Source organism: Gordonia sp. (in: high G+C Gram-positive bacteria), assembly GCF_047600565.1.
In the GTDB taxonomy this organism is placed as follows: Bacteria; Actinomycetota; Actinomycetes; order Mycobacteriales; family Mycobacteriaceae; genus Gordonia.
The window spans coordinates 1-23496 of record NZ_JASGKN010000001.1 but is presented as its reverse complement, the minus strand read 5'-3'; the positions used below and the strand labels follow the sequence as shown (position 1 = coordinate 23496).

General features: G+C 70.7%; 21 protein-coding genes. 8 read left to right on the top strand and 13 right to left on the bottom strand.

Going from position 1 to position 23496, the window contains the following annotated elements:
* Positions 1-137 precede the first annotated feature (137 nt).
* Positions 138-1178 carry a PDZ domain-containing protein gene (locus QM774_RS00105; RefSeq protein ID WP_414973953.1) on the bottom strand — a complete coding sequence of 347 codons (1041 nt, stop codon included), beginning with the start codon at positions 1176-1178 and terminating at the stop codon, positions 138-140.
* A gap of 90 nt (positions 1179-1268) precedes the next feature.
* On the opposite strand from QM774_RS00105, the gene QM774_RS00100 reads away from it, so the two are divergent.
* The 3 genes from QM774_RS00100 to QM774_RS00090 all read left to right on the top strand — a co-directional run bounded on the left by QM774_RS00100 (position 1269) and on the right by QM774_RS00090 (position 5084).
* A complete protein-coding gene (locus tag QM774_RS00100; RefSeq protein WP_414973952.1) occupies positions 1269-2759 on the top strand; it encodes a zinc-dependent metalloprotease in 1491 nt (496 codons plus the stop codon).
* A gap of 74 nt (positions 2760-2833) precedes the next feature.
* Positions 2834-3847, top strand: coding sequence for a hypothetical protein (locus tag QM774_RS00095; protein WP_414973951.1), 1014 nt, complete (start codon positions 2834-2836; stop codon positions 3845-3847).
* Entirely contained in the window at positions 3753-5084 is a 1332-nt protein-coding gene (locus QM774_RS00090; RefSeq protein WP_414973950.1) for an ABC1 kinase family protein, read from the top strand. Before QM774_RS00095 ends, QM774_RS00090 begins: the two co-directional genes overlap by 95 nt.
* A 13-nt stretch (positions 5085-5097) precedes the next feature.
* Here the strand turns inward: QM774_RS00090 and QM774_RS00085 are convergent, their stop codons facing one another.
* The gene (locus QM774_RS00085) at positions 5098-5547 is read right to left on the bottom strand and encodes a tautomerase family protein (RefSeq protein WP_414973949.1); all 450 of its coding nucleotides are present in this window, start codon (positions 5545-5547) and stop codon (positions 5098-5100) included.
* Positions 5548-5620: 73 nt separating this feature from the next.
* On the opposite strand from QM774_RS00085, the gene QM774_RS00080 reads away from it, so the two are divergent.
* Positions 5621-6616: a GlxA family transcriptional regulator gene (locus QM774_RS00080; RefSeq protein ID WP_414973948.1), complete on the top strand. Its 996-nt coding sequence runs from the start codon at positions 5621-5623 to the stop codon at positions 6614-6616.
* Positions 6617-6619: 3 nt separating this feature from the next.
* Here QM774_RS00080 and QM774_RS00075 read toward each other — a convergent pair whose 3' ends face one another.
* From QM774_RS00075 to QM774_RS00045, 7 genes are all read right to left on the bottom strand, one after another.
* Positions 6620-6916: a WhiB family transcriptional regulator gene (locus QM774_RS00075; RefSeq protein ID WP_414973947.1), complete on the bottom strand. Its 297-nt coding sequence runs from the start codon at positions 6914-6916 to the stop codon at positions 6620-6622.
* 316 nt (positions 6917-7232) lie between these two features.
* Complete coding sequence (locus QM774_RS00070; RefSeq protein ID WP_414973946.1) at positions 7233-9209, bottom strand: UvrD-helicase domain-containing protein; 1977 nt, start codon at positions 9207-9209, stop codon at positions 7233-7235.
* 84 nt (positions 9210-9293) lie between these two features.
* Positions 9294-9536: a mycoredoxin gene (locus tag QM774_RS00065; RefSeq protein ID WP_414973945.1), complete on the bottom strand. Its 243-nt coding sequence runs from the start codon at positions 9534-9536 to the stop codon at positions 9294-9296.
* 144 nt (positions 9537-9680) lie between these two features.
* Positions 9681-10592 carry an NAD(+) diphosphatase gene (nudC, locus tag QM774_RS00060; RefSeq protein WP_414973944.1) on the bottom strand — a complete coding sequence of 304 codons (912 nt, stop codon included), beginning with the start codon at positions 10590-10592 and terminating at the stop codon, positions 9681-9683.
* Positions 10593-10594: 2 nt separating this feature from the next.
* Positions 10595-11671 (bottom strand): potassium channel family protein, encoded by a 1077-nt coding sequence (locus tag QM774_RS00055; protein ID WP_414973943.1) that lies wholly within the window; start codon positions 11669-11671, stop codon positions 10595-10597.
* A gap of 50 nt (positions 11672-11721) precedes the next feature.
* Positions 11722-15069: an ATP-dependent helicase gene (locus QM774_RS00050; protein ID WP_414973942.1), complete on the bottom strand. Its 3348-nt coding sequence runs from the start codon at positions 15067-15069 to the stop codon at positions 11722-11724.
* The gene (locus tag QM774_RS00045) at positions 15062-18445 is read right to left on the bottom strand and encodes an ATP-dependent helicase (RefSeq protein ID WP_414973941.1); all 3384 of its coding nucleotides are present in this window, start codon (positions 18443-18445) and stop codon (positions 15062-15064) included. The genes QM774_RS00050 and QM774_RS00045 overlap by 8 nt, the downstream gene beginning before the upstream one ends.
* Positions 18446-18509: 64 nt before the next feature.
* Between QM774_RS00045 and QM774_RS00040 the strand changes: the two genes are divergently transcribed.
* Both QM774_RS00040 and QM774_RS00035 read left to right on the top strand, forming a co-directional pair.
* Positions 18510-19295 (top strand): alpha/beta fold hydrolase, encoded by a 786-nt coding sequence (locus QM774_RS00040; protein ID WP_414973940.1) that lies wholly within the window; start codon positions 18510-18512, stop codon positions 19293-19295.
* Positions 19295-19591 (top strand): MGMT family protein, encoded by a 297-nt coding sequence (locus tag QM774_RS00035; protein ID WP_414973939.1) that lies wholly within the window; start codon positions 19295-19297, stop codon positions 19589-19591. The genes QM774_RS00040 and QM774_RS00035 overlap by 1 nt, the downstream gene beginning before the upstream one ends.
* Before the next feature lie 31 nt (positions 19592-19622).
* On the opposite strand, the gene QM774_RS00030 is transcribed toward QM774_RS00035, so the two are convergent.
* A complete protein-coding gene (locus tag QM774_RS00030; RefSeq protein ID WP_414973938.1) occupies positions 19623-20480 on the bottom strand; it encodes a TIGR02569 family protein in 858 nt (285 codons plus the stop codon).
* A gap of 73 nt (positions 20481-20553) precedes the next feature.
* Between QM774_RS00030 and QM774_RS00025 the strand changes: the two genes are divergently transcribed.
* Entirely contained in the window at positions 20554-21150 is a 597-nt protein-coding gene (locus QM774_RS00025; protein ID WP_414973937.1) for a hypothetical protein, read from the top strand.
* Here the strand turns inward: QM774_RS00025 and QM774_RS00020 are convergent, their stop codons facing one another.
* Positions 21151-22122: a DUF3152 domain-containing protein gene (locus tag QM774_RS00020; protein WP_414973936.1), complete on the bottom strand. Its 972-nt coding sequence runs from the start codon at positions 22120-22122 to the stop codon at positions 21151-21153. It abuts the gene before it with no gap.
* Positions 22123-22224: 102 nt separating this feature from the next.
* Between QM774_RS00020 and QM774_RS00015 the strand changes: the two genes are divergently transcribed.
* Positions 22225-22875, top strand: a complete 651-nt coding sequence (locus QM774_RS00015) for a TetR/AcrR family transcriptional regulator (protein ID WP_414973935.1) — start codon at positions 22225-22227, stop codon at positions 22873-22875.
* Here QM774_RS00015 and QM774_RS00010 read toward each other — a convergent pair whose 3' ends face one another.
* Complete coding sequence (locus QM774_RS00010) at positions 22876-23109, bottom strand: DUF3107 domain-containing protein (protein WP_414973934.1); 234 nt, start codon at positions 23107-23109, stop codon at positions 22876-22878.
* A 75-nt stretch (positions 23110-23184) separates the two neighbouring features.
* A partial coding sequence (locus tag QM774_RS00005) for a ferritin-like fold-containing protein (RefSeq protein WP_414973933.1) occupies positions 23185-23496 on the bottom strand: 312 nt, incomplete at its 5' end.

The window sequence follows — 23496 nt, the reverse complement described above, 5'->3', positions numbered from 1 at the left end:
TCGCGCCAGGCCGAAACACTCGTTGAGCCTGTCGAAGCGAGCCGCCACACGCTCGTTGGGCCTGTCGAAGCGAGCTTCCTTTCGACAGGCTCAAGGAGCGCAGGGCGAGCTCAAGGAGCGCAGGGCTAGCCCGTCCGTCAGCAGTGGGGGCGGGTCTGATCCGTCTTCAGGGTGTGCAGGGCGTCGACGGCACCGGTGAGGGTGTCGACCTTCACCAGCTCGATCCCCTTCGGCGTGTGGCTCTTGGCCTCCGAGCAGTTGTCGGCGGGCACCAGGAAGACGGAGGCGCCGGCTTTGCTGGCGGCGGCGATCTTGTGCGTGATGCCGCCGATCGGGCCGACCTTCCCGTCCGGTGAGATGGTTCCGGTGCCGGCCACGAACTGGCCCTTCGCCAGATCGTCCGGCGTCATCCGGTCGATCACCGCGAGAGTGAGCATGAGGCCCGCGGACGGTCCGCCGATCTGGCCGACGTTGTAGGTGATCTGCACGTTCGGGTCGGCGGACACGACCTTCGGGGTGACCCCCAGGAAGCCCTGCTTGGGATCGTCGGGCCGCGGTGCGAGCGTCACGTCGATGGTCTGGTCGGCGCCCTTGCGGTTGATGGCGAACGGGACGACGGTGCCGGGCGCCTCGGCGCGCACCATGTCGGGCAGCTTGGTCGGATCGGACACCGGCTGGCCGCCGACCGCGGTGATGATGTCGCCGTCCTCGAGCTTGCCCTTGGCCGGACTGTTGTCCGCGACGTCGCCGACACCGACCGCGGTCGGACGCTTCAGATAGGTCAGCGCGGCGCCGGTCGCGTTGTCCTCGGAACTCGCCATCTGCTGCGCGTTGTCGTCCTGCACCTGCTGATCGGATTTGGTGCTCGGGTAGTACAGCTCGCGCGGGGCGATCTCGTAGTCGCCGGACAGCCACATCCCGATGGACTGGAACAGGGTGACGCCGTCGGTCACCGACACGGTCGTCAGGTTGAGGTGACCGCTCGGGTCGGGATCCACCGCCCCGCTCACCTCGACCACCTGCTTGCCGTCGACGTCACCGAGGGTGTTCACCGTGGGGCCCGGGCTGATGCCGACGAACGGCACGCGGGCGGTCGACCCGATGATCACGAACGCGATCACGATGATCGCGGAGACGCTGAGGGTGACCAGCCGTCGATTCTGGGGCGTGAGCTTCATCCGCCCCAGAATAGAGGAACACCGTCGACCTGCGATTCAGCCGGTAGCGGAGCACACGCCGGAGCGCTGCCGCGCAGGTACCGTGGTGGCATGAACGACTTGCCCTTCGGTTTCTCCTCGTCGAACAGCGATGACGACGACAAGTCGAAGAAGGACGACCAGCAGCCCGGCGGTCAGGGACCGGCCGGCGCCAACCCGTTCGGCTTCGACACGTCGATGTTCGGTGGCGGCGCCTTCGACCCGTCGAATCCAGGCGCCGGTTTCGATCCGTCGATGATCGGCCAGATGTTCAGCCAGCTCGGCCAGATGTTCAGTGGCATGAACACCGCGTCCGGCTCCGGGGATCCGGTCAACTACGACCTCGCCACCCGCCTCGCCCGGCAGCAGATCGGCGACTTCACCCCGATGCTCGACAGTGAGCAGAAGGCGGTCGCCGACGCCGTCCGTCTGGCCGAGGTGTGGCTCGACGACGTGACCGCCCTGCCCGCCGCGATCACCTCCACCGAGGCCTGGACGCCGGTCGACTGGTTGGAGAAGACCCTCCCGACCTGGAAGAAGCTGTGCGATCCGCTCGCCACACAGCTCAACAACACCTGGCAGGACTCCATGCCGGAGGAGGCCAAGGCGCTCGCCGGACCGATGGCCGGGATGATGTCCGGTCTGGGCGGCATGATGTTCGGCACCCAGCTCGGCCAGGGTCTGGGCGTGCTCGCCAAGGAGGTGCTGACCGGCACCGACATCGGCCTGCCGCTGGGCCCCGAGGGTGTCGGCGTGCTTCTCCCCCAGGCGATCGCCAAGTTCGCCGAAGGGCTGGATCTGCCGGGCCAGGAGATCGTCGTCTTCCTCGCCGCCCGCGAGGCCGCGCATCAGCGACTGTTCGCCGGCGTCGGATGGCTGCGCCAGCGGCTGCTCGACACCGTGGAGGCGTACGCCCGCGGTATCCGCGTCGACATGTCGGGTATCACCGAGCTCGGCGACGGCATCGATCCCCAGGAACTGCTGAGCGATCCGGGCAAGCTCGAAGAGATCATGAGTTCGGCGGCGTCGTTCGAGCCGCAGGCCACCCCTGAGCAGCAGGCCGCCCTCACCCGGCTGGAGACGCTGCTGGCGCTGATCGAGGGCTGGGTGGAATACACCGTGACGCAGGCGCTGGGCGATCGCATTCCGTCGACGGCGGCGCTCACCGAGACCATGCGGCGCCGGCGGGCGACCGGCGGTCCGGCCGAGCAGACGTTCGCCACTCTCATCGGCCTGGACCTGCGTCCCCGCAAGCTGCGGGAGGCCGCGGACCTGTGGAAGGCCCTCGACACCGCGGCGGGCGCCACGAGCGGGGCCGTCGGCGCCGGTTCGGCGACGCGGGACGGTGTGTGGGATCACCCGGACCTGCTGCCCGACGCCGACGACCTCGACGATCCGTCGGCCTTCATCGACCGGGTGATCGGCGGCGGCACCGGCGCCTTCGACGTCGACGATCCGATCGCGGAACTCGTGAAGGAGATCGCTGCGGAGGAAGCCCAGCGCAAGGCCGACGAGGCTCGCGGCGCGTCGTCCGACGAGCCGCGAGACACCGACGACGAATAGTCGCTGTCGGCGCTGAGCACGCACCTGTGGACAACGGGATGGACACCGTCCCGCGTCGGTGACACCGTTTCTCCATGGGGGACACCGGCACCGCAACGACGAAGGCTCTCCCCCGGCTGCGGCCGGGCCTGCCGGTACTGGTCCGCTCCGACGGACGGTTGCACCTCGGCTGCGACCCGGCCGACGCCCTGGTGCTGAACCTGGGACCGGAGGCCGACCCGAACGGCGTGGTCGCGCTCCTCGACGATCTGCAACGACCGCTGACGCGGCGGCAACTGTCGCGGCGGGCCCGGTCCGCCGGGCTCACCCTCGCGTCGTTCACCGCCCTGCTCGACACGCTGGTGGCCGCCGGCCGGGCGATCGCACCCGAACCGGCGCCCAGCAGGGTGCGGGTGCGGATCCACGGCGACGGCGCCCTGGCCCGGCAGCTCACCGACAGCCTCGCCGGGTCCGGGCTGCTGGCCGGCGACGTGCCCACCGAGCCCGGTGCACTGGCACCGGACCGGCGACTGGACTGCAACCTGCTGGTGCCCACCGACCGGCCGGTCGTCGATCCGGCCATCCGGCTGGCGCTCATGACCTCGGGTACTCCGCATCTCCCGGTGGTGGTGCGGGACGGTATCGGTGTGATCGGCCCCCTCGTGCTGCCCGGGATGACCGGCTGTCTGCGATGCGCCGACCTGCACCGCAGCGACGCCGACCCGGAATGGCCGGCCCTGGCGGCGCGGCTGACCGGAGCCGGCACCGACGCCGATCGGCACACGGTGGCCGCCACCGTGGCGATCGCCCACCACGAGATCGCCGGAATCGCGCGATCCCTCGCCGACCCGGCGGCACCGGCACCGCAGACCCTGCACCATCGACTCGAGGTGAACGCCCAGGTCGCGGGCACGCGCCTGGTTCCCGCCCCGCCGCACGCCCGGTGCGGTTGTGTGCGCTCGCTCACGTCGCCGCCGACCGATCGGTATCCTCGGATGAGGCGAAAGGACAGCGTTGAGCGAGATCACACGTGGGCAGGGGCGACGCAATGCGAAGCTGGCGGCGCTGCCGCTCGGCGTCGCGGGACGCGCGGTCGGCGGGCTCGGTAAGCGCCTGGCCGGCGCCAGCAAAGAAGAGGTCTCCGCCGACCTGATGCAGAAGACCGCCGAGCAGTTGTTCGCCGTACTCGGGGAACTCAAGGGCGGCGCCATGAAGGTCGGGCAGGCGCTGTCCATCATGGAGGCGGCGATCCCTGAAGAGTTCGGCGAGCCGTTCCGTGAAGCCCTCACCAAACTGCAGGCCGAAGCGCCGCCGATGCCGGCCGAGACCGTCCACAAGGTTCTGGACCAGCAACTGGGCACCAAGTGGCGCGACCGCTTCCAGTCGTTCGACGACACCCCGGCCGCGTCGGCCAGCATCGGTCAGGTCCACAAGGGCGTCTGGCACGACGGCCGCCCGGTCGCCGTCAAGGTGCAGTACCCGGGTGCCGACGAGGCGCTGAAGGCCGACCTGAAGACGTTGCGGCGCATGTCCGGTCTGATCCAGAAGCTGTCGCCGGGCACCGACGCGAAGGCGATGATCGACGAACTGATCGAGCGCACCGAGGACGAACTCGACTACACCGCCGAGGCCGACAACCAGCGCGCGTTCGCGGCCGCCTTCGACGGCGACCCCGACTTCGTGGTTCCGAAGGTGATCGCCAGCGCCCCCAAGGTGGTCATCTCCGAATGGCTCGACGGCACCCGGCTCTCGACGATCATCGCCGACGGCACCCGCGAGCAGCGCAACGACGCCGCCACCAAGATGACCACCTTCGAGGTCAGCTCCCCGGCCCGTGTCGGCCTGCTGCACGGCGACCCGCACCCTGGCAACTTCTTCGTGATGGACGACGGCCGGTTCGGCATCCTCGACTTCGGCGCGATCGGCCACTACCCGGACGGGCTGCCCGCGCAGACCGGACCGATCCTGCGCCTGGCGAAGGAGAAGCGGTACGACGAACTGCGCGACAGCATGGTCGAGAACGGTTTCATCCGGCCGCAGTACGCCGGCAAGGTGACCCCCGAGGACCTGGCGAAATACCTGCAGCCGTTCGTCGATCCGCTGTACAGCGACGACTTCCACTTCACCCGCAAGTGGCTGCAGCGGGCCGCCGGCAAGGCCACGGACGTGACCGGTGACGTGTACAAGACGTCCCGCAATCTGAACGTGCCCAAGGAGTACGTGATGGTGTTCCGCGTGTTGATGGGCTGTGTCGGCATCGCCGCCCAGCTCGACGCGGAGGCGCCGTACCGGGCGATCCTGGGCGAATGGGTTCCGGGTCTGGAAGGCGACGACGCGGCGTCCTGATCTCCCGTCGGCGTCAGTCGTCGTACAGCTGATGGAGATGCTCGAATCCGGCGATCCGGCTCACCTCCGGAAGCCGGCGGATCCGGCCGTTCTGGGCCCACTGTCCTTCCGGCACCTCGTCGATCACACATGAGGTGACGGCCATCCGGTCGGTGCCGGCCATCTCCGTGACGGCGGCGTGCACGCTGCGCGCGAACTGTTCCTTCCGGGCTCCGTCGAGGACTCCGGCGCTCACCTGCCAGTCGATGAACACGCCGGCGACCACCGCGTCGGCGCACTGTCCGGCCGACGAGAAGCCGCCGGGCGGCAGTTCGTCCAGCAGGACCAGCGCACGGGAACGCCGCTCCGGGGTATCGGGGATGCCCTCGGCGCGGCAGGCGGCGTCGGTGAGCGCTTCGACCAGCGCGGTCTTGCTCCGGTCGTCGAACGCGCCGGGGGTCAGGGTCACTCGTAACAGCGGCATGGGTTCCATGCTCACCGGGCAGCGCACCCCACACCAGTGACAAGAACGACACTGTCCGTGCATAATTCGCCAGATGACGAGCGTGGTCGTATCCGGCCCCGTCCACGTCGACGTCCTCGTTCTCCGGAACGCGAGCGCCGGCGCGGTCGGCGCCACCGTCGACGTGCTCTCCGCCGCCGACCGGATCATCGGTGAGCACCGGTTCGTCCTGCGCTTCGTCGGCGTCGGCGCGACCACGGTCCTGCGCGGCGGCCTCTCCGTCACCACCTGCGGCCTCGACGGGACGACCGCCGCCGGCGTGGTGATCGTTCCGGGTCTGGGTGCCGCCACACCGGACGAGGTCACCGACCTGCTCGGCCGCGACGACGTGAACGCCGCGGCCGCCTGGCTCCGGCGGGCGGCCGCGGCGGGCTCGGAGATCGCCGCGTCGTGCACCGCCGCCTTCGTCCTGGGTGCCGCCGGCCTGCTCGACGGTCGGCGATGCGCGACGACGTGGTGGCTCGGCGACACCCTCGCCTCCCTGGTGCCGTCGGCCCGGGTCGACGTCGGTGAGATGGTCGTTCACGACCGTGGCGTGTGGACGGCCGGCAGCGCATTCGCCCACACCGACCTGCTCCTCGCACTGGTCCGCCGTCACGCCGGCGCCGATGTGACCGACGAGGTCGCTCGACGCCTCATCGTCGACGAACGCCCGTCGCAGGCCGCCTACCTCGTCCCCACCCATGTGGCCGCGCACGACGATCTGGTGGCCGACCTGGAGCGCCGGATCCGGGCCGGCCTCGACCGGCCGATGTCCCTGACCTCGCTGGCCGACGACTGCCACACCAGTGCCCGCACGCTCAACCGGCGCACGCGTGCCGCTGTCGGTATGAGCCCGATGCAGCTGGTTCAGCGCATCCGGCTCGAGCGGGCGCTGCACCTCCTGCGAACCACGGACCAGAGCGTCGAGTCGATCGGATCCACTGTCGGCCTGAACGATCCGAGCACGCTGTACCGGCTGGTCAAACGGCACACCGGGCATGCGCCGGGCGTCTTCCGGCCGACGCCGAAAGCGTCGGCCGGAGACTGACCGTCAGGATGCGACGGGGATCTTCCGCGGACGGCCGCGGGGCCGCTTGCGGGCGATGACGACGCCGCGTTCGAAGATCTCGCCGCCCCAGACGCCCCACGGCTCGGCGCGCTCGATGGCCTCGGCGAGGCACGGCGCCTGCAGCGGGCAGGTCCGGCAGAGTTCCTTGGCCTGTTCGAGGCCGGCGGGAGTATCGGCGAACCAGAGGTCGGCGTCGACGCCGCTCTGACACGGCAGGTCCAGACGCTGGGTCGGATTCGGTTCGGTGGGTGTTCGGATATCGAGTTCGGTGATGGTCATGATCGGCTTTCGCGGAAGTCGGGAAGAGGGGGGCTTCGCGGTGCCGGGGGCCGAAACGAATCAGGCCACGGGACCGCTTTCGCGATTCGCCGTGGCCTGGATGTCAGGTGGTCTGGTACCTCAGACGGTGTTCGACCGAGGGACCGTGACGGCCACGGGGAATCGCTTGCGCGCTCGTGCAGCTGCTGCGGGTACGCGTGCTGCTGCCAGATGTGCGCTGTGCCAATGCCAGTTCTTCATCGCGGCGACTCCCTTTCTCGATCGGTGACATGGAGACTGACGGCCAGAGTACGCGGCCGCCGGAATCGTGTACAACCTATTTTCTACCTGCGGTTTCGATGACGTCGAGGACGGCGGGCCCGATCACGTCGACGGCGTCGGGCAGCATGCCGATCTTCCGGAGCTCCTCGGTGGACGTCGGCAGTTGCGTCGCGAGCTTCTCCAGCAGCCACGAACTGCAGACGTTGGGCTTGGCGATGCCGGCGTTCGCCGCATAGCCGTCGCGCCACGTTTTGAGGGCGTCGAGCACCATGCGGTCGGGAGCGGTGCGGGGCGCGTCGGCCTTCGGGGCGCCGGTCGGCACCAGGCCGTCGAGGAATCGGGACCGGCGACGGTTCGCCGGCCGGCCTTCCGATCGTGCGAGGCTCCACGACAGGTGCAGGTGGGTACGGGCACGCGTGATGCCGACGTAGAGGAGGCGGCGTTCCTCTTCGATCTCCTCGGCACTGCGGCCGGCGCGAGTCAGCGGCACCGATCCGTCGTTGAGGCCGGTGAGCAGGACGGCATCCCACTCGAGTCCTTTCGCGGCGTGCAGGGAGGCGAGGGTGACTCCGCCCTGGGAGCCGTCGTGGCCTGAACGCGCCCGGTCGCCGAGGATGCGGACGACGTCGGCGAACGCCGCCTCGGGATGGTCGGCGACCACCCCGTCGGCCAGTTCGGCGAGCCGCGTCAACTGTTCCCAGCGGGCACGGGCGTGCGCACCGTCCGGCGGGGTGTCGGTGAGGCCGATCGGCACCAGTGCTCGGCGCACCGCCTCGGCCGCGCCCATCGGCGGCGGCGGTCCGGCGGCCAGCTCGCGCAGACGACGCAGCGCCGCGATGATCTCGGGACGATCGAAGAAGGCGCGGTCACCGCGGACCCGGTATTCGACGCCGGCGGCGGCCAGCGCCTCCTCGAAGCCTTCGGACTGGGCGTTCACGCGGTACAGGACGGCGATCTCGTCGGCCGGCACCCCGGCGCGCAGCAGCTTCTTGATCCGCGCGACCACGCCTACCACTTCGGCGTCGGCGTCCGGGTACTCGGTGAACTCGGGTTCGGGACCGTCGGGCCGCTGACCGACGAGGGCCAGCCTGGTGCCGGCGACGCGACTGGTGGCCTTGCCGATCACGCCGTTCGCGAGCCCCACCACCTGCGGAGTGGACCGGTAGTCGCGGACCAGCCGGACCAGCGTCGCGTCCGGGTAGCGGCGCGTGAAATCGAGCAGATAGTTGGGGGTGGCGCCGGTGAAGCTGTAGATGGTCTGGTTGGCGTCACCGACCACCGTCAGGTCGTCACGCGCACCCAGCCAGGCCTGCAGCAGGTCCTGCTGGATGGGGGTCACGTCCTGGTATTCGTCGACGACGAAGCTGCGGTAGCGCGACCGGAACTCTTCGGCGATCGCCGGATCGCCGAGCAGCGCCGTGGTGGTGAAGATGATCAGGTCTTCGAAATCGAGGAGCCGCACACCCGAGGCGCCGCCGCTCTTGCCGTCCTCATAGGCGGCGAACACCTCGGCGACGGTGCCCGCGGCCACCGGCAGGTCACGTCCCAGGCAGGCCTGCGCGTAGTCGCCGGCCCCCACTCCGGTGGACTTGGCCCATTCGATCTCCGAGGCGAGGTCGCGGATCAGCTCGCGGTCGGCGGTGTCCAGACCGACGTCGCGCGCGGCGCGGCGCACCATCGGGAACTTGGAGTCCATCAACTCCCACGGTCCGCCGCCGTACACCATCGGCCAGAAGTAGCGCAGCTGCCGCAGTGCGGCGGCGTGGAAGGTCTGCGCGGCGATCCGGTTGCCCGGACCCGCGATGCCCAGTGCTTCCAGACGCTGACGCATCTCGGCGGCGGCCTTCGACGTGAAGGTGACCGCCAGAACCTGCCCGGGATTGACCTGCCCGGAGTCGATCAGAGCGGCGATCCGGCGCGTGATGGTCCGGGTCTTGCCGGTTCCGGCACCCGCCAGCACGCACACCGGGCCGCGCGGAGCGAGAACCGCTTCGAGCTGCTGCGGATCGAGGCCGTCACGAACGTCGGTCATCGCCACGACACCGGAAGCAGAGCGAGCGGGTCGATCACTATCGTCACCCGGTAAGAGTGTCATCGGGGTACGACAGCCCGCGGGTCAGTCCTGGCCGAGTTTGGCCATGACCTCGCGGACCGACGGATTGGTCGCGGTGGATCCGTCCTCGTACAGCGCGGTGGGGACGACCCGGTCGCCGCCGTTCACGCTCTCCACGAAGGCCGCCGCCTCGGCGTCGTCGTCGACGTCGATCTCGGTCCATTCGACGCCCTTGAGCTTCAGGCCCGCCTTCAGCTTCACGCAGAAGGGGCACCAGGTGGTCGTGTACAGGGTCAGCGCTGCCATGGCGTCAAGACTACTGCCGCCCGACCCGCCCAGCGCCCCGGCACTACTGGGCCGTATAGCGTCCGTTGCCCGGCTCCACCCGGGAGCGAGCCGTATACGGCCCAGTAGTGCGCGGGTCGGGAGGTGGCGGGTCGGGAGGTGGCGTCAGGAGGTGGCGGAGGCCCAGCCGGTGATGAGTGACCGGGCGATGGACACCGACGGCGGAAGCATGAGGGACGCGTCGGGGTGATCGGTGCCCCAGTCACTGCTCTGATCGAGCGCTTCGCGCACCTCGTCGCGGGTGAACCAGCGGGCATCGGCCAGCTCGCCGTCGTTGAACGACAACGGCTCGTCGGGATCGGCGACGGCCTCGAAGCCCAGCATCAGGGAGCGCGGGAACGGCCACGGCTGCGAACCCAGGTAGCGCGGAGCGCTGACCGCGATACCGGCCTCCTCGTGCACCTCGCGGATCACGCACTGCTCCAGCGACTCCCCCGGCTCTACGAAGCCGGCCAACGTCGAGAACATCGGATGCGGCCACTGGTGCTGGCGGCCGAGGAGCACGCGGTCGGCGCCGTCGTGCACCACCATGATCACCGCCGGATCGGTGCGCGGATACTCCTCGGCACCCGACTCCGGGTGTCGGCGCACCCAGCCGGCGCGATCCACGAGTGTGCGGGCACCGTCGACCGGTGAATACTCGGCGGCGCGATGCCAGTTCAGCATCCCGAGCGCGGTGGCCAGCAGACCGGCGTCATCGGCGCCCAGCAGGTGTGCACCGCCGCGCGGATCGGCGGCCGGGCCGTCCAGCTCAGCGACGCGCATCGCCCACAGATCCGATCCAGCGACGCCCAGGAACACCGCGTCCTCCGGCGGCTGCGCGCCGATCCGTTCCGACGGTGTCCACCGCAGTGCACCGTCGGCCTCCACCGGATAGTGGCCGCGCGGATCGACCAGCAGCACCCGTGCCGACGGCCATCCGTCGGCCAGTCGTGCCGCGTCGCCGCGCACCTGGTCGGCGCGGTCGAACGCGGCCTGCGCCAGCAACGGCTGCGGGATCTCGAACGAGCCCGCCACGATCAGTTCTTCTCGCCCTGGCGGACGTAGAGCAGACGGTCGCCGGCCTCGATGGACTCGACCTGCGGATCACCGACGCGGTACAGCGAGCCGTCCCGCACCACGCCCAGAACCAGGTCCTTGGTGTGCGCCGGGGAACCACCGGTCTCGGTGGGATCGACTTCGCGTTCGGCGATCGCGTACCCCTCCTCGGGGCTCAGCAGATCCTCGACCACCTCGACCACCGACGGCGTCAGCGTCGCGATGCCCAGCAGGCGTCCGGCCGTCTCCGACGACACCACCACCGAGTTGGCGCCGGACTGCCGCATCAGGTGGATGTTCTCCGACTCGCGCACCGACGCCACGATCTTGGCGCGCGGATTCAGTTCGCGCGCGGTCAGCGTGACCATGACGGCGGTGTCGTCGCGGTTGGCGGCGATGATCACCGCTGCCGCGTGCTGCACGCCGGCCAGGCGCAGGATGTCGGCCTTGGTGGCGTCACCGCGCACCGTGACCAGACCGTCGGCGGCGGCCGCGTCGAGCGCGTCCTGGTCGTCGTCGACGACCACGATCTCACTCGGCTTCACGCCGTCGGCGATGACGGCGGCGGTGGCCGTCCTGCCCTTCGTGCCGTATCCGATGACGACGGTGTGATTGCGCACCCGATTCCTCCAGTTCTGGATCTTGATCGCCTGCCGCGAACGCTCGGTCAGCACCTCGAGGGTGGTACCGATCAGCACGATCAGGAACAGCACGCGCAGCGGGGTGATGAAGACGACGTTGATCAGGCGGGCCGACTCGCTGACCGGTGTGACGTCGCCGTAGCCGGTGGTCGACAGGGTGACCGCCGAATAGTAGAGCGAGTCGAGATAGGTCAGCGGCGTGTCTTTGACGTCGCGGTAGCCGGCCCGATCGAGGTAGACCACCAGCGAACACGCGAACAGGGCCACCAGCGCGAACAGGATGCGGCGGCCGATGGCCCGGCCCGGGCTGCGTTCCAGCTCGGGGATCTTGATGATGCCGACGAGCGCGTAGTCCGGCTTGTCGAACAGGTCGTCCGAGCTGCCGCGCCGCCCGACGCGGCGCAGTCGTTCACGCATGCGCGCTCCTGGTGCTCACCTGGGGAAGGCTACTCGATCGGCGGGCCGATTCAATCCGTGGCCAGCAACTCCGCGAGGCCGTCCGCATCGGGCAGGTGATCGGGTTCGAGCGTGAATCCGTGACGGACGTACACGAACGCGGCACGCACTGCGCTCAACTCGAGGCCGCGCAGCCGTGCCCAGGCCACGCGGTACGCGGCCAACTGCAGTTCGAGGGCCGGCCGGGCCGCCGGTTCGGGCACCGCGCCCGTCTTCCAGTCGACGATCAGCCAGCCGTCGGGACCGTCGCTGAAGACCGCATCCATCCGGCCGCGCACCACCGTCTGCCCGATCACCGTCTCGAATCCGACCTCCACCTCCACCGGTGTGCGGTCGGCCCATTCGGACGCCAGGAATGCGGTGCGCAGGGCGTCGATGTCGCTGTTCATCGAGCTCGCAGCGACCCCGGCGGCGGTGTCGTCGGCGGCGCCGGGCAGTTCGTCCAGATCGAGCAGCCGGGTGGCGCCGAAGCGTCGCTCCAGCCAGGCGTGGAAGGCGGTGCCCCGGCGTGCGGTCGGGTTGGGCCGGAACGGCACCGGCCGGCGCAGCCGGGCCGCGAACGCCTGCTCGTCGGCGCCGAGCTCGACCAGTTGACTCACCGACAGCTGGCTGGGCAACTCCACCTCGGCCACCTCGTCGGTGCCGGTCCGGTGCTCCGCGAGGAGCGCCGCCGTCTCGGACCGCCAGGCCGCGATCTCCGGATCCCCGTCCCCGTCGACGGGTGGTGGTTCCTGGGCTCGTGGCGGGGCATGCGACCGCGCCGAGCGTGCTTCGCGGGCCCGTTCGACGGCCTCCGCGGCCGCGGCGACCGCCGCGCGGCGCGCACCGAGCCGGTCGACCGGCCACACGGCGCTGACCGGCGCGGCGGTCAGCGGATTGTCCGACCCCTCGTCCGGGGGCGGCACGGCGACGTCGACGGTCATCCCGTCCCGGCCGGCGGCCTGCACGAGGCCGGCCAGCTCGTCGTAGAAGTCCGAGCCGCCGCGCGGCTTGTCTCCGGTGGCGGACCAGTGGTGTGCGCTCACCAGCAGGGTGTCTTTGGCGCGGGTCAGGGCGACGTACAGCAGGCGCCGGTCCTCGTCGAGACGCCGGTCCCGGATGGCCTGACGGTGCCGGTCGAGGGCGTCTTCGAGTTCCTTGCGGTCGGCCAGGCCGTCGAGGTCGAGCGCCGGGAAGCCCTCGGTGCCGTCCGTCGCGAGGTCGCCGCGCAGCGAAGCCGGAAGCTCTCGTGGCGACCCGAGCCACGTCGAGTCGGACTTGCCGCTGGGGAAGATCCCCTCGGCGAGGTGCGGCAGCGCGACGACATCCCATTCGAGCCCCTTCGCCGCATGCACGGTCAGGATCTGCACGCGGTCGGCGGCCACCTCCACCTGCCCGGCTTCCAGTCCCTTCTCGACCGCTTCGGCGGCGGCGAGGAACGAGAGCAGCCCGGGCAGGGTCGCGCCGGGACGGTCGGCGTAGCCGGCGACGTACTCGGCGAAGGCGTCCAGGTGCTCACGGCCGGTGACCGAGCCGCGGAGCCGCCGGGCCCGGATCTGCGCTTCGACGGCCACACCGATGGTCTGTTCGACGTCGGCGACCAGTTCCGGCAGCGGCTGACCGATCCGCCGGCGCAGCCGTTCGAGTTCCCTGCCGAAGGCGACGATCCGCCGATGTCCGGCCGGACGGTAACGGTCGGCGGGTCCCGGATCGACGAGTGCGTCGGCGATGCCGGCCGCGTCGACGGCGTCGCCGGGCAGGGCGGCTTCGAGGGCCTCGTCCAGCCGGTCACGTGTGTCGACGGATCCGCCGACCGGGGTGTGGGTGCCCGCGGCCAGGTCACGGGCCCGGCGCCACAGCGCCGCCAGGTCGGCGGCGCCGAGCTGCCAGCGCGCACCGGTCAGCAACCGCATCGCGGCCGTACCGGCCATCGAGTCGGCCATCAGTGTCAGGGTGGCGACGATGTCGGCGATCTCCGGGACGTGCAGCAGCCCACCGATACCGACCACCTCGACCGGGATGCCGCGCTCGGAGATCGCGGCGGCCAGCGGCGCGGAGTCCTCGTTGCGGCGGACCAGGACGGCGGCGGTCGGCGGTGCGTCGCCGGCGTCCTCCGCGGCCCGCCAGGCCGATTCGATGTGGTCGGCGATCCATTCGCGTTCGTCGGCGACGGTCTCGGTGAGTGCGAGCCGCACGGTGCCCTCGGGCGCATCGGGGCGGGGGCGCAGCGTGCTGACCGGGACTCCACGGGACCGCAACGCCGACGACACCTCGTTGGCCAGATACAGCGCGCCGCGGCTGTTGCGCCAACTGGTCAGCAGTTCCCGGCGGTGCGCGCCGGTGCCGTCCGGGCGGGGGAAGTCGAGGGCGAAGCGCGGCAGGTTGGCCGCCGACGCCCCGCGCCATCCGTAGATGGACTGGATGGGGTCGCCGACGGCGGTGACGGCCACCGGCCGGTTCGTGCGACCACCGAACAGGGTGGAGAGCAGCAGACGCTGCGAGTGTCCGGTGTCCTGGTACTCGTCGAGCAGGACCGCCTTGATACCGGAGCGTTCGGCCGCCACCACGTCGGGGTGTTCGAGGACCAGACGTGCGGCCAGCGACATCTGGCTGCCGAAATCAACGGCCCCCTGCTCGGCCAGCCTGGCCCGCAACGCCCGCACCAGCGGCAGGAACTCACGGCGCTCGTCGATGACGGCCTGCAGGTCACGCAACCCCTTGTTGGGTCCGCCGCGTTGCTTGGGCCCCTTGGGGAGGGAGTCGATCAGCCCGTACAGGTCGTCGCCGGCCCGCGCGAGGGCGTCGTCGTCGACGAGATGTTCGGCGGTCTCCGAGTACAGGTTCAGGACGATCTCGGTGACCGATGACGGCACCTTGGACGTGGCGAGCGCATGCGGCCACGAGGTGACCACCGAGAACGCGAGCTGCCAGAGCTCGGTCTCACTGATGAGGGTGGCACTCGGTTCGACCGGCAGCAGCAGACCGTAGTCGGCGATCAACCGGCCCGCGTAGGCGTGATAGGTGCTGACCTCGGCGTCCGCGCTGCGCAGCACCGACCGGAGTTCACCGCCCGGATCCCAGTCGACCAGGGCCGGCGACGCGGCGAGCATCGCCAGGCGGCGACGGATCCGCACACCCAGTTCACTGGCGGCCTTCCGCGTGAAGGTCAGGCCGAGCACCTCGTCGGGCGAGACCAGACGGTTCGCGACCAGCCACACCACCCGGGACGCCATCGTCTCGGTCTTGCCGGCACCGGCGCCGGCGACGACGAGCATCGGTTCCAGGGGTGCCTCGATCACCGCGACCTGTTCGTCGGTCGGCGGCGGCAGTTCCAGTGCGGCGGCCAGTGTGCGGGCGCCGATGAGCGGGCGGTCAGTCATCGGTCACCGACTTGCCGCGCGACTGAGCCGGGCAGGCCGCGGCCAGTGAGCAGTGACTGCACCCGGGGTTGACGACCGCGGTGAACCTCGGGCCGACGCTGGCTCGGGCCGCCGAGCGGACCACGCCGATCCATTCGTCCACCTGCTCCGGGTTGAGCGGCGGCTGGATCCGCTCGGCCGCCCCGCTCTTCTGGTTCGGGTTGGCCACATAGACCAGACGCCCGCCGCCGGTCTCGCCGGCCGGGATGCCTTCGACTCCGCCGAGGATGAGTGCGAGCTGGTAGGCGGCGAGCTGCGGGTGTTCGCGCGCGTCGGCGGCGGTGATCGCCGACTTGCCGGTCTTCACGTCGATCACCACCGGGCGTCCGGCGCCGTCGGTCTCCAGCCGGTCGATCCGTCCGAGCAGGGTCACCGGCAGATCGTCGGGAGCACCGTTCTCGTCGACGCCCGGTGGAACGGCCGCTTGGATCTCGACCTCGACGGCCGCCTCGGACAGCTGGTCCCGGGAGTAGCGCAGCCATTCGCGGAAGTTGACCAGCATCGACTCGGCGCGCGCCAGCTCGCGCTGGGAGAACCATTCGGCCGGGCCGGCCACCCGATCCCAGATGTCGTGCAGGGCGCGCGTAACCTCCGCGTCGTCGAGCTGTCCGGCGACGGCCTGGACCAGGGTGTGCACCAGGGTGCCGGTGACCGCGGGCTCGGCGTCGCCGTCGCGGCCGCCGTGACGTTCCAGCATCCAGCGCAGCGAGCAACGGCTGAGCGCGTCCACGTTGGACGGAGACAGGGTCCGGGCACCGAGGTCGGGGGTCCACAGCGGAGCATCCGTGCTCGGATCGTTCAGTCCGTACCACGACGACGGATCGGCGCCCGGCACTCCGCTGTCGGCCAGCTCGGCGAGGAGGGAGGCGGCGGCGTCGCGGCGCGCGGGCGGCGTCGCGGGGTCTTCGAGAGCCGACCGGAGTTCGGCGACCATCGACGGCAGCGACAGGATCCGCCGCACTCCCCCGTCGAGCGGGATCTCGTCGGGCGGCGCTTCCTCCTCGGTCGCCGGGTCGTCGCCGTAGCCGCCGAGCGCTTCGGCGATCTCCGGAACGAACCGCGACGGCGAGGCGTCGCCGGTGCCGTCCTCGACCGCGGTCACCAGCAGCCGGCTCCGTGCGCGCGAGCAGGCGACCAGGAGGAGGCGTCGTTCGTCGGCGAGCACCGTGGCGCCACGGGACACCGTGTCGAGGGCGTCGGCGGCGACACCGTCGAGCAGGTCGAGAAGAGCGGGAGTTCCGAGCACACTGCCGCGACTCCGCAACGACGGCCACAGACCGTCGAGCACTCCGGGGACGGCCACGACCTCCCATTCGCGGCCGGCCGCCGAATGCGCGGACAGCAGCTGGACGGCGTCGGTGCCGGCGGCCGGCGTGCGGGACTCGCGCGGAATCTGCAGCCGGCCGAGGTAGTCCAAGAAGCCGTTCAGACCGCCGGCGGGGAGGTTGTCGACGTAGTCGCCGGCCGCCTCGAAGAGCGCCATCACGGCGTCGAGGTCGCGGTCGGCCTGCTCGCCCGATCGGCCGCCGCGCAGCGACCGTGCCAGCCACGACCGTTCCAGCCCGGACGCCTGCCATGCCCGCCACAGGGTTTCTTCGACCCCGGCGGAGGCGCGGTCGGCACGGCGCGCAGCCTCGATCACCTTGAGGGTGCGGGTCAGCGGCTCCGCCTCGAACTCACTGAGGGCCTGGGCATTCGATCCTTGAGTCTGTACCTCCGCTCCTTGAGTCTGTACCTCCGCTCCTTGAGTCTGTACCTCCGCTCCTTGAGCTTGTCGAAAGGAGTCCGGCTCGGCGAGGATCCGCCCGAGCACGGTCAGAGAATCCGGCTCCTCGCCGCCGGATTCCCACCGACCGTCGGAGCCCAGGCGCTTGATCCCGCGACGCAGACGGCGCAGCCGGCCCGGGTCGGCCCCGCCGATCGGCCCGGACAGCAGGGTGAGCACCTCTTCCGGATCGAGCGGTTCCGCCGACGCCGCGGCACGAAGCGCGAGCGCGAACGCTTCGACGGCCCGCTGGCGATGCAACGGCAGGTCACTGGTCGGGGTCGCCAGGGGCACCCCGGCCGACGAGAAGGCGCGGCGCAGCGCGGGCAGCGACTGCGGCACCGACCGCACGATCACCGCCATCTCGGACCACGGGACCGAGTCGAACAGGTGGGCGCGGCGCAGCAGGTCGGCCACCGCGGTGGCCTCCTTGGCCGGCGAGGAGAACACCCGCACCGACGCGGTGCCGCCGCCGGGTGCCGGATCGGGATACGGCGCGCTGCGGGCTCCCGGCAGGCGCGCGGCGAGGACCCGCCCGACGAGATTCACGTCCCCCCGTCCGCGCCGTCCCTCCCGCAGAACCAGGTCGCGTCCGGCGGGCAGATCGAGGAAGAACGTCGGGCTGGCGCCGCGGAACGAATAGATCGACTGGTCGGGGTCGGCGGTGATCACGGCGAGGTCGGCGCCGGTGCCGACGAGCTCGATCAGCCGGGCGGCCTGCGGGTCGAGGTGCTGGGCGTCGTCGACCAGCAGGCAGCGGATCCGGGCTCGCTGCGCGGCGAGCAGCTCGGGTTCGGTGAGCAGGGCGGAGAGTGCCGAGCCGACCAGCTCGGCGGCATCGACGGCACCGCCGCCCAGCTCCGGGGAGTCGTGTCCGACGGCGCCCCGGAACAGGGTGGTGTGTTCGTACTGGGCGTAGGCCTTGCCGGCAGCGACCCATTCGGGCCGCTTGTGCCGGCGGCCGAGGGTGATCAGGTCTTCGGGACCCAGGCCGCGTTCGGCCGCCCGCATGATGAGGTCGCGCAGCGTCTGCGCGAATCCGTCGGTGGCCAGCGCCGGACGCAGTCCGACCGGCCAGTCCTGCGCCCCGTCGGCGATGTCACCAGCGAGCAACTCGCGCAGGATCACGTCCTGTTCGGAACCGGTGATCAGTCGCGGTGGTGGATTCCCGTGCTCGGCGGCCTGCAGTCGCAGGACTCCGAACGCGTACGAGTGAACGGTCCGCACCAGCGGCTCCCGCAGTGCCGCACCGTCCCGCTCCGTGAGAGGCGTCGACAACACCCGCCGGGTGATCTCGTCGCGGACGGCGGCGGCCGCGCGACGGTTCGCGGTGAGCACCAGCACCGAATCGGGATCGGCGGCGCCGTCCGTGATCCGGGCGACGGCGGTGTCGATGAGCAGTGACGTCTTGCCGGTGCCCGGACCGCCGCGTACCCGGTACGGACGCCACGGTCGTTCGGGGTCCGCGGAGTGCGTTCCCGAGATCAGCGCGGACACGTCCGACGGCCACTCCCGCATCGACGGCTCGGTCGATGCCGGGGCGGCGATCAATCGGGCCTGGGCTGCGGGCATGCGCCTATGGAACCACCCACCCCTGACACCGGACGCCACCGGGCGTTCGTGGTTCCATGGGCGTATGTCCGCCCCGCTGCACACGCACGTCTTCGGACCCGCCGACGGTCCGGTGATCGTCGCCGTCCACGGTCTGACCGGGCACGGCAAGCGGTGGGGTGCGCTGGCCGACGGGCACCTGCCCGAGTACCGCGTGATCGCCCCGGACCTGCTCGGTCACGGCCGATCGCCCGCCGAACCGCCGTGGGGCATCGCCGATCACGCCGCCGCCCTGGCCGGCACGATCGACGAGCTGGTGCCGGACGACCGGCGGCCGGTGATCGTGCTGGCGCATTCGTTCGGCAGCGCGGTCGGTCTGCGGCTGGCGGCTGACCGGCCCGACCTGGTGCGGGCCCTGATCCTGCTCGATCCGGCCCAGGGACTCGATCCGGAGTTCGCGCTGACCATGGCGACCGGCGCCGCCGGCCATCGCGGCTACCCGGACGCGGAGTCCGCGGGTGCGGCCAAACGCGCCGAAGGCTGGTCCGCGGTGCCCGACGACGTTCTCGACGACGAACTGGCCGAACATCTGGTGCCGACGTCCGACGGCGTCGACTGGCGCGTCTGCCTGCCGGCGGCGGTCACCGCCTGGAGCGAGATGGCCCGGCCCGCCCTGTTGCCGCCGCCCGGGGTCCCCACGCACGTCGTGGTCGCGGACCGTGTGCAGCCGCCGTTCGTGACGCCCGGGTTCCTGGAACGGTGCGCCGCCGAGCGCGCCGATTCGGTGACCGTGCACCACGTCGACACCGAGCACATGGTGCCGTTCCTCGCGCCGGAGAAGGTCGCCGGACTGGTCCGCGAGGTCGGCTGATGGCGTCGGTGACCGAGGAGCAGGTGGAGCTGGCGCGGGAGCTGATCCAGTCGGTGCCGCCGGGCGAGGTGACCACCTACGGCGACGTGGCCGCGCACGCCGGGCTGTCCAGTCCCCGGCTGACCGCCTGGATTCTCCGCACCGACGGTCACGACCTCCCCTGGTGGCGCGTCATCGCGGCCTCCGGCCGGCCGTCGGCGAGGCCGCCCGAACGCCAACTGGACCGTCTGGCCGCCGAAGGGGTGCCCGTCGTCGACGGCCGGGTGGTTCTGAAGGAGTGCCGGCACCGGTTCTGAGGCGGTTCCGGATCCACCTCGGCAACCGGCCCTAGACGAGCAGACGGACCTGATCGACGACCTTCAGCAGGCCGGGGAGAGCGCCCGACGACGAGCGCGGGTGCAGGGCGTGCACGGCCAGCCGGAACATGGTGGCGCGAAGCAGCATTCGCGGCCACTCCTCCAGATGCGACCAGCGTTCGATGAGGTCGTCGTCGGCTCCGCCCCAGGCGAGCGCGTCGACGACGATGACAGCCGACGCCCAGGCGGCGGGCCGGTAGTACGGGACGATGTCGGTGATCGCGGGCGCCGCGGCACCGGCGAACAGCACGGTGCCGAACAGGTCGCCGTGCACCACCTGTGAGGTCAGGTCGACCGGACGGCGCAGCCCGGCGAGCGTCTTGAGTGCCTCGACGCTCTGCTTGCCGTCCTCGCTCTCCGGTTCGGGCATTCCGGCGGCACGCGCCGAACGCAGCGGGACGTCCTCCCAGGCGGCGCGGTCGGCGGCGTTGAACACGTCGACGTCGGTGAACGGGGCTGCCGGCGGCTGCAGCAGGAACCGCGGTCGTTCCATACCGGCGAGTGCCTCGTGCAGCCGTTCGGCGACGGCCAGGACCTCGTCGTGCCGGGGTTCGGGACTGCCGGCGACGTAGGTATCGGCACGCCAGCCGGACACCACGTACCGGCCGTCGCTGGCGCGGATCGGACGGGCGATCCGCATGCCTTCGACGTACAGGTTCTCGCGGGCGCGGGCCGACCAGGCGGCACGGGCGTTGTCCGGGACGAGCGACAGCACCACTTCGCCGACGCGCCAGCCGACGACGGTGCCGCCCTCCAGCGGGATGAGCGGATGCTCGGTCAGACCGAAGGTGGTCAGAACCTGAGGCGGCGGCTCGGCGATCGGGGTCACGCTGCGAACTTTACCGAGGAAGACACCGGTATCCGGTGCGCCACACCGGGGTCACGGCTGGGAGAATGCCCCCATGGCCCTCGCTCAGTACGTGCTCGTGATCATCGGCGTCGTCGCCGGCGCGGCCGGATTCGCGATGATGTACTTCACGCCGCCCGGCACCGGTGACGGCCGATGGCTGTTCCGGACCCCGGTGTCGTCGTCGGTGGGCCGGATCCTCGGCGGTGCCGGCTTCGTCCTCCTCGGGATCTGGCTCTTCCTGCTGGTCGCCGACCGCGGGTACCTGCCGCTGCGGCACGGCGCCCACGGCCCGGCAGTCATCGGCTATCTGCTCGCGGCGATCGTCGTCGGACTGTTCGGGGCTGTCACCGTGTACGTCGTCGCCACGCTCGTCGTCGGACCGGCTCACGCGCCCATGGCTCTGGAGGCCGACGACCGCGGCGTCACCGTGCACGACGGCCTCAATGCCCCGTTGTTCGTGTCGTGGGACCGGCTCGGCGAGGTGTACGGCGCCGGCACCCGGAAAGACGGCTACTTCACGATCGACTACGTCGACGAGAACGGTGTCGCCCGGCATTTGCAGAAACGCAAGTATCAGACGGGCGGCGACCCGGTCGCCATGGCAGCCGCACTGAACGCACGACGCCCCGGCGGGACCGCCGCGGACTGACTACTTGTCGGGGTACGGCCACGCGTTGGGCCGGCAGGTGAAGGCGCGGTTGGCCTCCATGTTCGGATCGAGCGCCATGATCTGGCTGTTCGAGGTGCCGAACGTCTGCTGCATCATGATCGGCGCGAGCGCACCGTTCTGCTCACACGGCAGATGATGCTCGTAGCCGATGCCGTGGCCGGTCTCGTGGTTCACCAGGTACTGCCGGTAGGTGAGGTCGTCGCCGTCGAACGACTGGGCGCCGCGGATCCAGCGGGCCTCGTTGATCACCACGCGGGCGTCCGGCGGATAGAAGCACGACGTCTCCAGTTTGATCTGGTAGCCGCACACCTCCCGCGCGGTGTCGGTGGAGGTCAGGGAGATGCGCAGATCCGGTTCGCCGCTGTCGACGCGCCGGAACGCGACCTTGCCGCCGCCGATCCAGCTCTTCGGATTGGACAGGGTGGTGTCGACGAACTTCGAGTACGACGCGTCGCCGCCGTAGTCGGTCGGATTCAGGCCGCCTTCCACCTCGACGCTGTACGTGTACACCTCCGAGCCGGTGCCGATCTTGTCCGACGTGCCCTCGAGCATGCGGAACTCCTTGTCGCCCTTCTCGGTGTACGGGCCACCGTCGGGAAGGGCGCCGGCCGGCAGCGCGGCGGGTGCGATGTCGTTGGTGGGCGCGCCGATCGGCGTCGTCTCCTTGGCCACTTCGGCGTTGCGGGCCTTGGGGTCCACCGTGGCGGTCTCGTCGCCCTTGTTGCCGTGCTCGGTGACGGTCACGACCAGCAGTGCCACGGTGAGGATCACCAGGACCGGCAGGGCGTACACGCGCCAGCCGTAGTCGTGCAGAAAACGCCCGAACGCGCCGCGCGGCGCCTCGTCGTCGGTGGCGTCACGATCGGCGATCGGGTCCCATCGAGCGCGCAACGGCTGGTCGGGCCGTGGGCGCGGGGGTCGCGTGGACCCCGGTGGGGCTGAACCGGTCACGCCACAACTGTCTCATAAACCCACCGTTTCCCTGCAAAACCACACCGCGATGCGACGGGTGCACGGCACGTGCACCGGCAGGGCGCGAGTACGCTGCATGCCATGACGATCGACGACTCCGCACGCACCGACGGCGCCGCACCGGCCGGGCAGAACCGTCCGCAGACCCGTCTGCCGCGGAGTGCTCGTCGCCGGCAACTGCTCGATGCGGCCAGCGAGATCTTCGTCGAACGCGGCTACCACTCGGCCGGCATGGACGAGATCGCGGCGGCGGCCGGTGTCAGCAAGCCGGTGCTCTACCAGCACTTCCCGTCGAAGCTGGACCTGTACATCGCCGTCGTCGACGCGCACGGCGAGAAGCTGGTGGCGGCCGTCAACGATGCTCTGCAGGGCACCACCGACAACCACGAGCGTGTGCGCGCCGCCGTGCAGGCGTTCTTCGACTTCATCGACGAGGACGACTCCGGCTACCGGCTCATCTTCGATTCGGATGCGAAGGATCCGGCGGTGAGCCGCCGTGTGGAGGGCACCATCGAGGCGTGCACCGACGCCGTCTACGGACTGGTGATGCACGACTCCGGGTTCGATCCGCACCGTTCACGCATGGTGGCCGCCGGTCTGGTCGGCGCCAGCCAGGTGAACGCGCGCTACTGGCTGGAGGCGAATCGCCCCATCGACAAGCAGGCCGCGGTCGACACCACGGTGGCGTTCCTGTGGAGCGGCCTGAGCGGCGTGCCCCGCATCAACGACTGATCAGTCGGCGACGAAACCGATCTTGCGGCTTTCGGAGCTGCCGACCTCCACGTAGGCGATCTTGCTGACGGGCACCAGAACCTTGGCGCCCTTCTCGTCGACCAGTTCGAGAAGCGACGCGCTGCCGTCGAGTGCCGATGACACCGCCTTGTAGACCTTGTCCTGGGTGTCCTTGCTGGTCACCGTCAGTTCGCGGGGGGAGTTCTCGATGCCGATCTTGACCTCAACGCTCATGGGTTCGATCGTAGCCGTTTCCGGCCAGCCGGCCGCGCGCCGAGGCCCGGTTTCGCCGAGGGCTTAGGGCGGGCGCTACCCCAGACCCAGATCGGCCATGCGCTGTGCGTGGCGCTGCGCCATGTTGTCGAAGAACGACGCGGCCGCCGTCAGCGAACCGTCGCCGGAGAACAGCAGATCGGTCATGTGCTCGTCCTCGGCCAGCACCCACTGTGCGTGGGTGATCGCCTCGCCCAGCAGGCGACGCCCCCACAAGGTCAGGGGTGAGGCCAGCGCGGGATCCGCGGCGACCGCGGCACGCACTTCGTCGCGCACCCAGTCCGAGGAGGTCGTCTGGCTGAGCGCCTGCGCCATCACGTCGTGCGCCTCCGGCGGCAGCTGCTCCAC

Bases quoted from the DNA above. Each gene is read 5' to 3' on its own strand.
- QM774_RS00100 (WP_414973952.1), top strand. From the start codon at position 1,269: ATGAACGACTTGCCCTTCGGTTTCTCCTCGTCGAACAGCGATGACGAC.
- QM774_RS00065 (WP_414973945.1), bottom strand. From the start codon at position 9,536: ATGGCAGCGCTGACCCTGTACACGACCACCTGGTGCCCCTTCTGCGTG.
- QM774_RS00095 (WP_414973951.1), top strand. From the start codon at position 2,834: ATGGGGGACACCGGCACCGCAACGACGAAGGCTCTCCCCCGGCTGCGG.
- QM774_RS00025 (WP_414973937.1), top strand. From the start codon at position 20,554: ATGGCCCTCGCTCAGTACGTGCTCGTGATCATCGGCGTCGTCGCCGGC.
- QM774_RS00070 (WP_414973946.1), bottom strand. From the start codon at position 9,209: ATGACCGACGTTCGTGACGGCCTCGATCCGCAGCAGCTCGAAGCGGTT.
- QM774_RS00015 (WP_414973935.1), top strand. From the start codon at position 22,225: ATGACGATCGACGACTCCGCACGCACCGACGGCGCCGCACCGGCCGGG.
- QM774_RS00105 (WP_414973953.1), bottom strand. From the start codon at position 1,178: ATGAAGCTCACGCCCCAGAATCGACGGCTGGTCACCCTCAGCGTCTCC.
- QM774_RS00040 (WP_414973940.1), top strand. From the start codon at position 18,510: ATGTCCGCCCCGCTGCACACGCACGTCTTCGGACCCGCCGACGGTCCG.
- QM774_RS00010 (WP_414973934.1), bottom strand. From the start codon at position 23,109: ATGAGCGTTGAGGTCAAGATCGGCATCGAGAACTCCCCCCGCGAACTG.
- QM774_RS00085 (WP_414973949.1), bottom strand. From the start codon at position 5,547: ATGCCGCTGTTACGAGTGACCCTGACCCCCGGCGCGTTCGACGACCGG.
- QM774_RS00035 (WP_414973939.1), top strand. From the start codon at position 19,295: ATGGCGTCGGTGACCGAGGAGCAGGTGGAGCTGGCGCGGGAGCTGATC.
- QM774_RS00050 (WP_414973942.1), bottom strand. From the start codon at position 15,069: ATGACTGACCGCCCGCTCATCGGCGCCCGCACACTGGCCGCCGCACTG.
- QM774_RS00045 (WP_414973941.1), bottom strand. From the start codon at position 18,445: ATGCCCGCAGCCCAGGCCCGATTGATCGCCGCCCCGGCATCGACCGAG.
- QM774_RS00080 (WP_414973948.1), top strand. From the start codon at position 5,621: ATGACGAGCGTGGTCGTATCCGGCCCCGTCCACGTCGACGTCCTCGTT.
- QM774_RS00075 (WP_414973947.1), bottom strand. From the start codon at position 6,916: ATGACCATCACCGAACTCGATATCCGAACACCCACCGAACCGAATCCG.
- QM774_RS00055 (WP_414973943.1), bottom strand. From the start codon at position 11,671: ATGCGTGAACGACTGCGCCGCGTCGGGCGGCGCGGCAGCTCGGACGAC.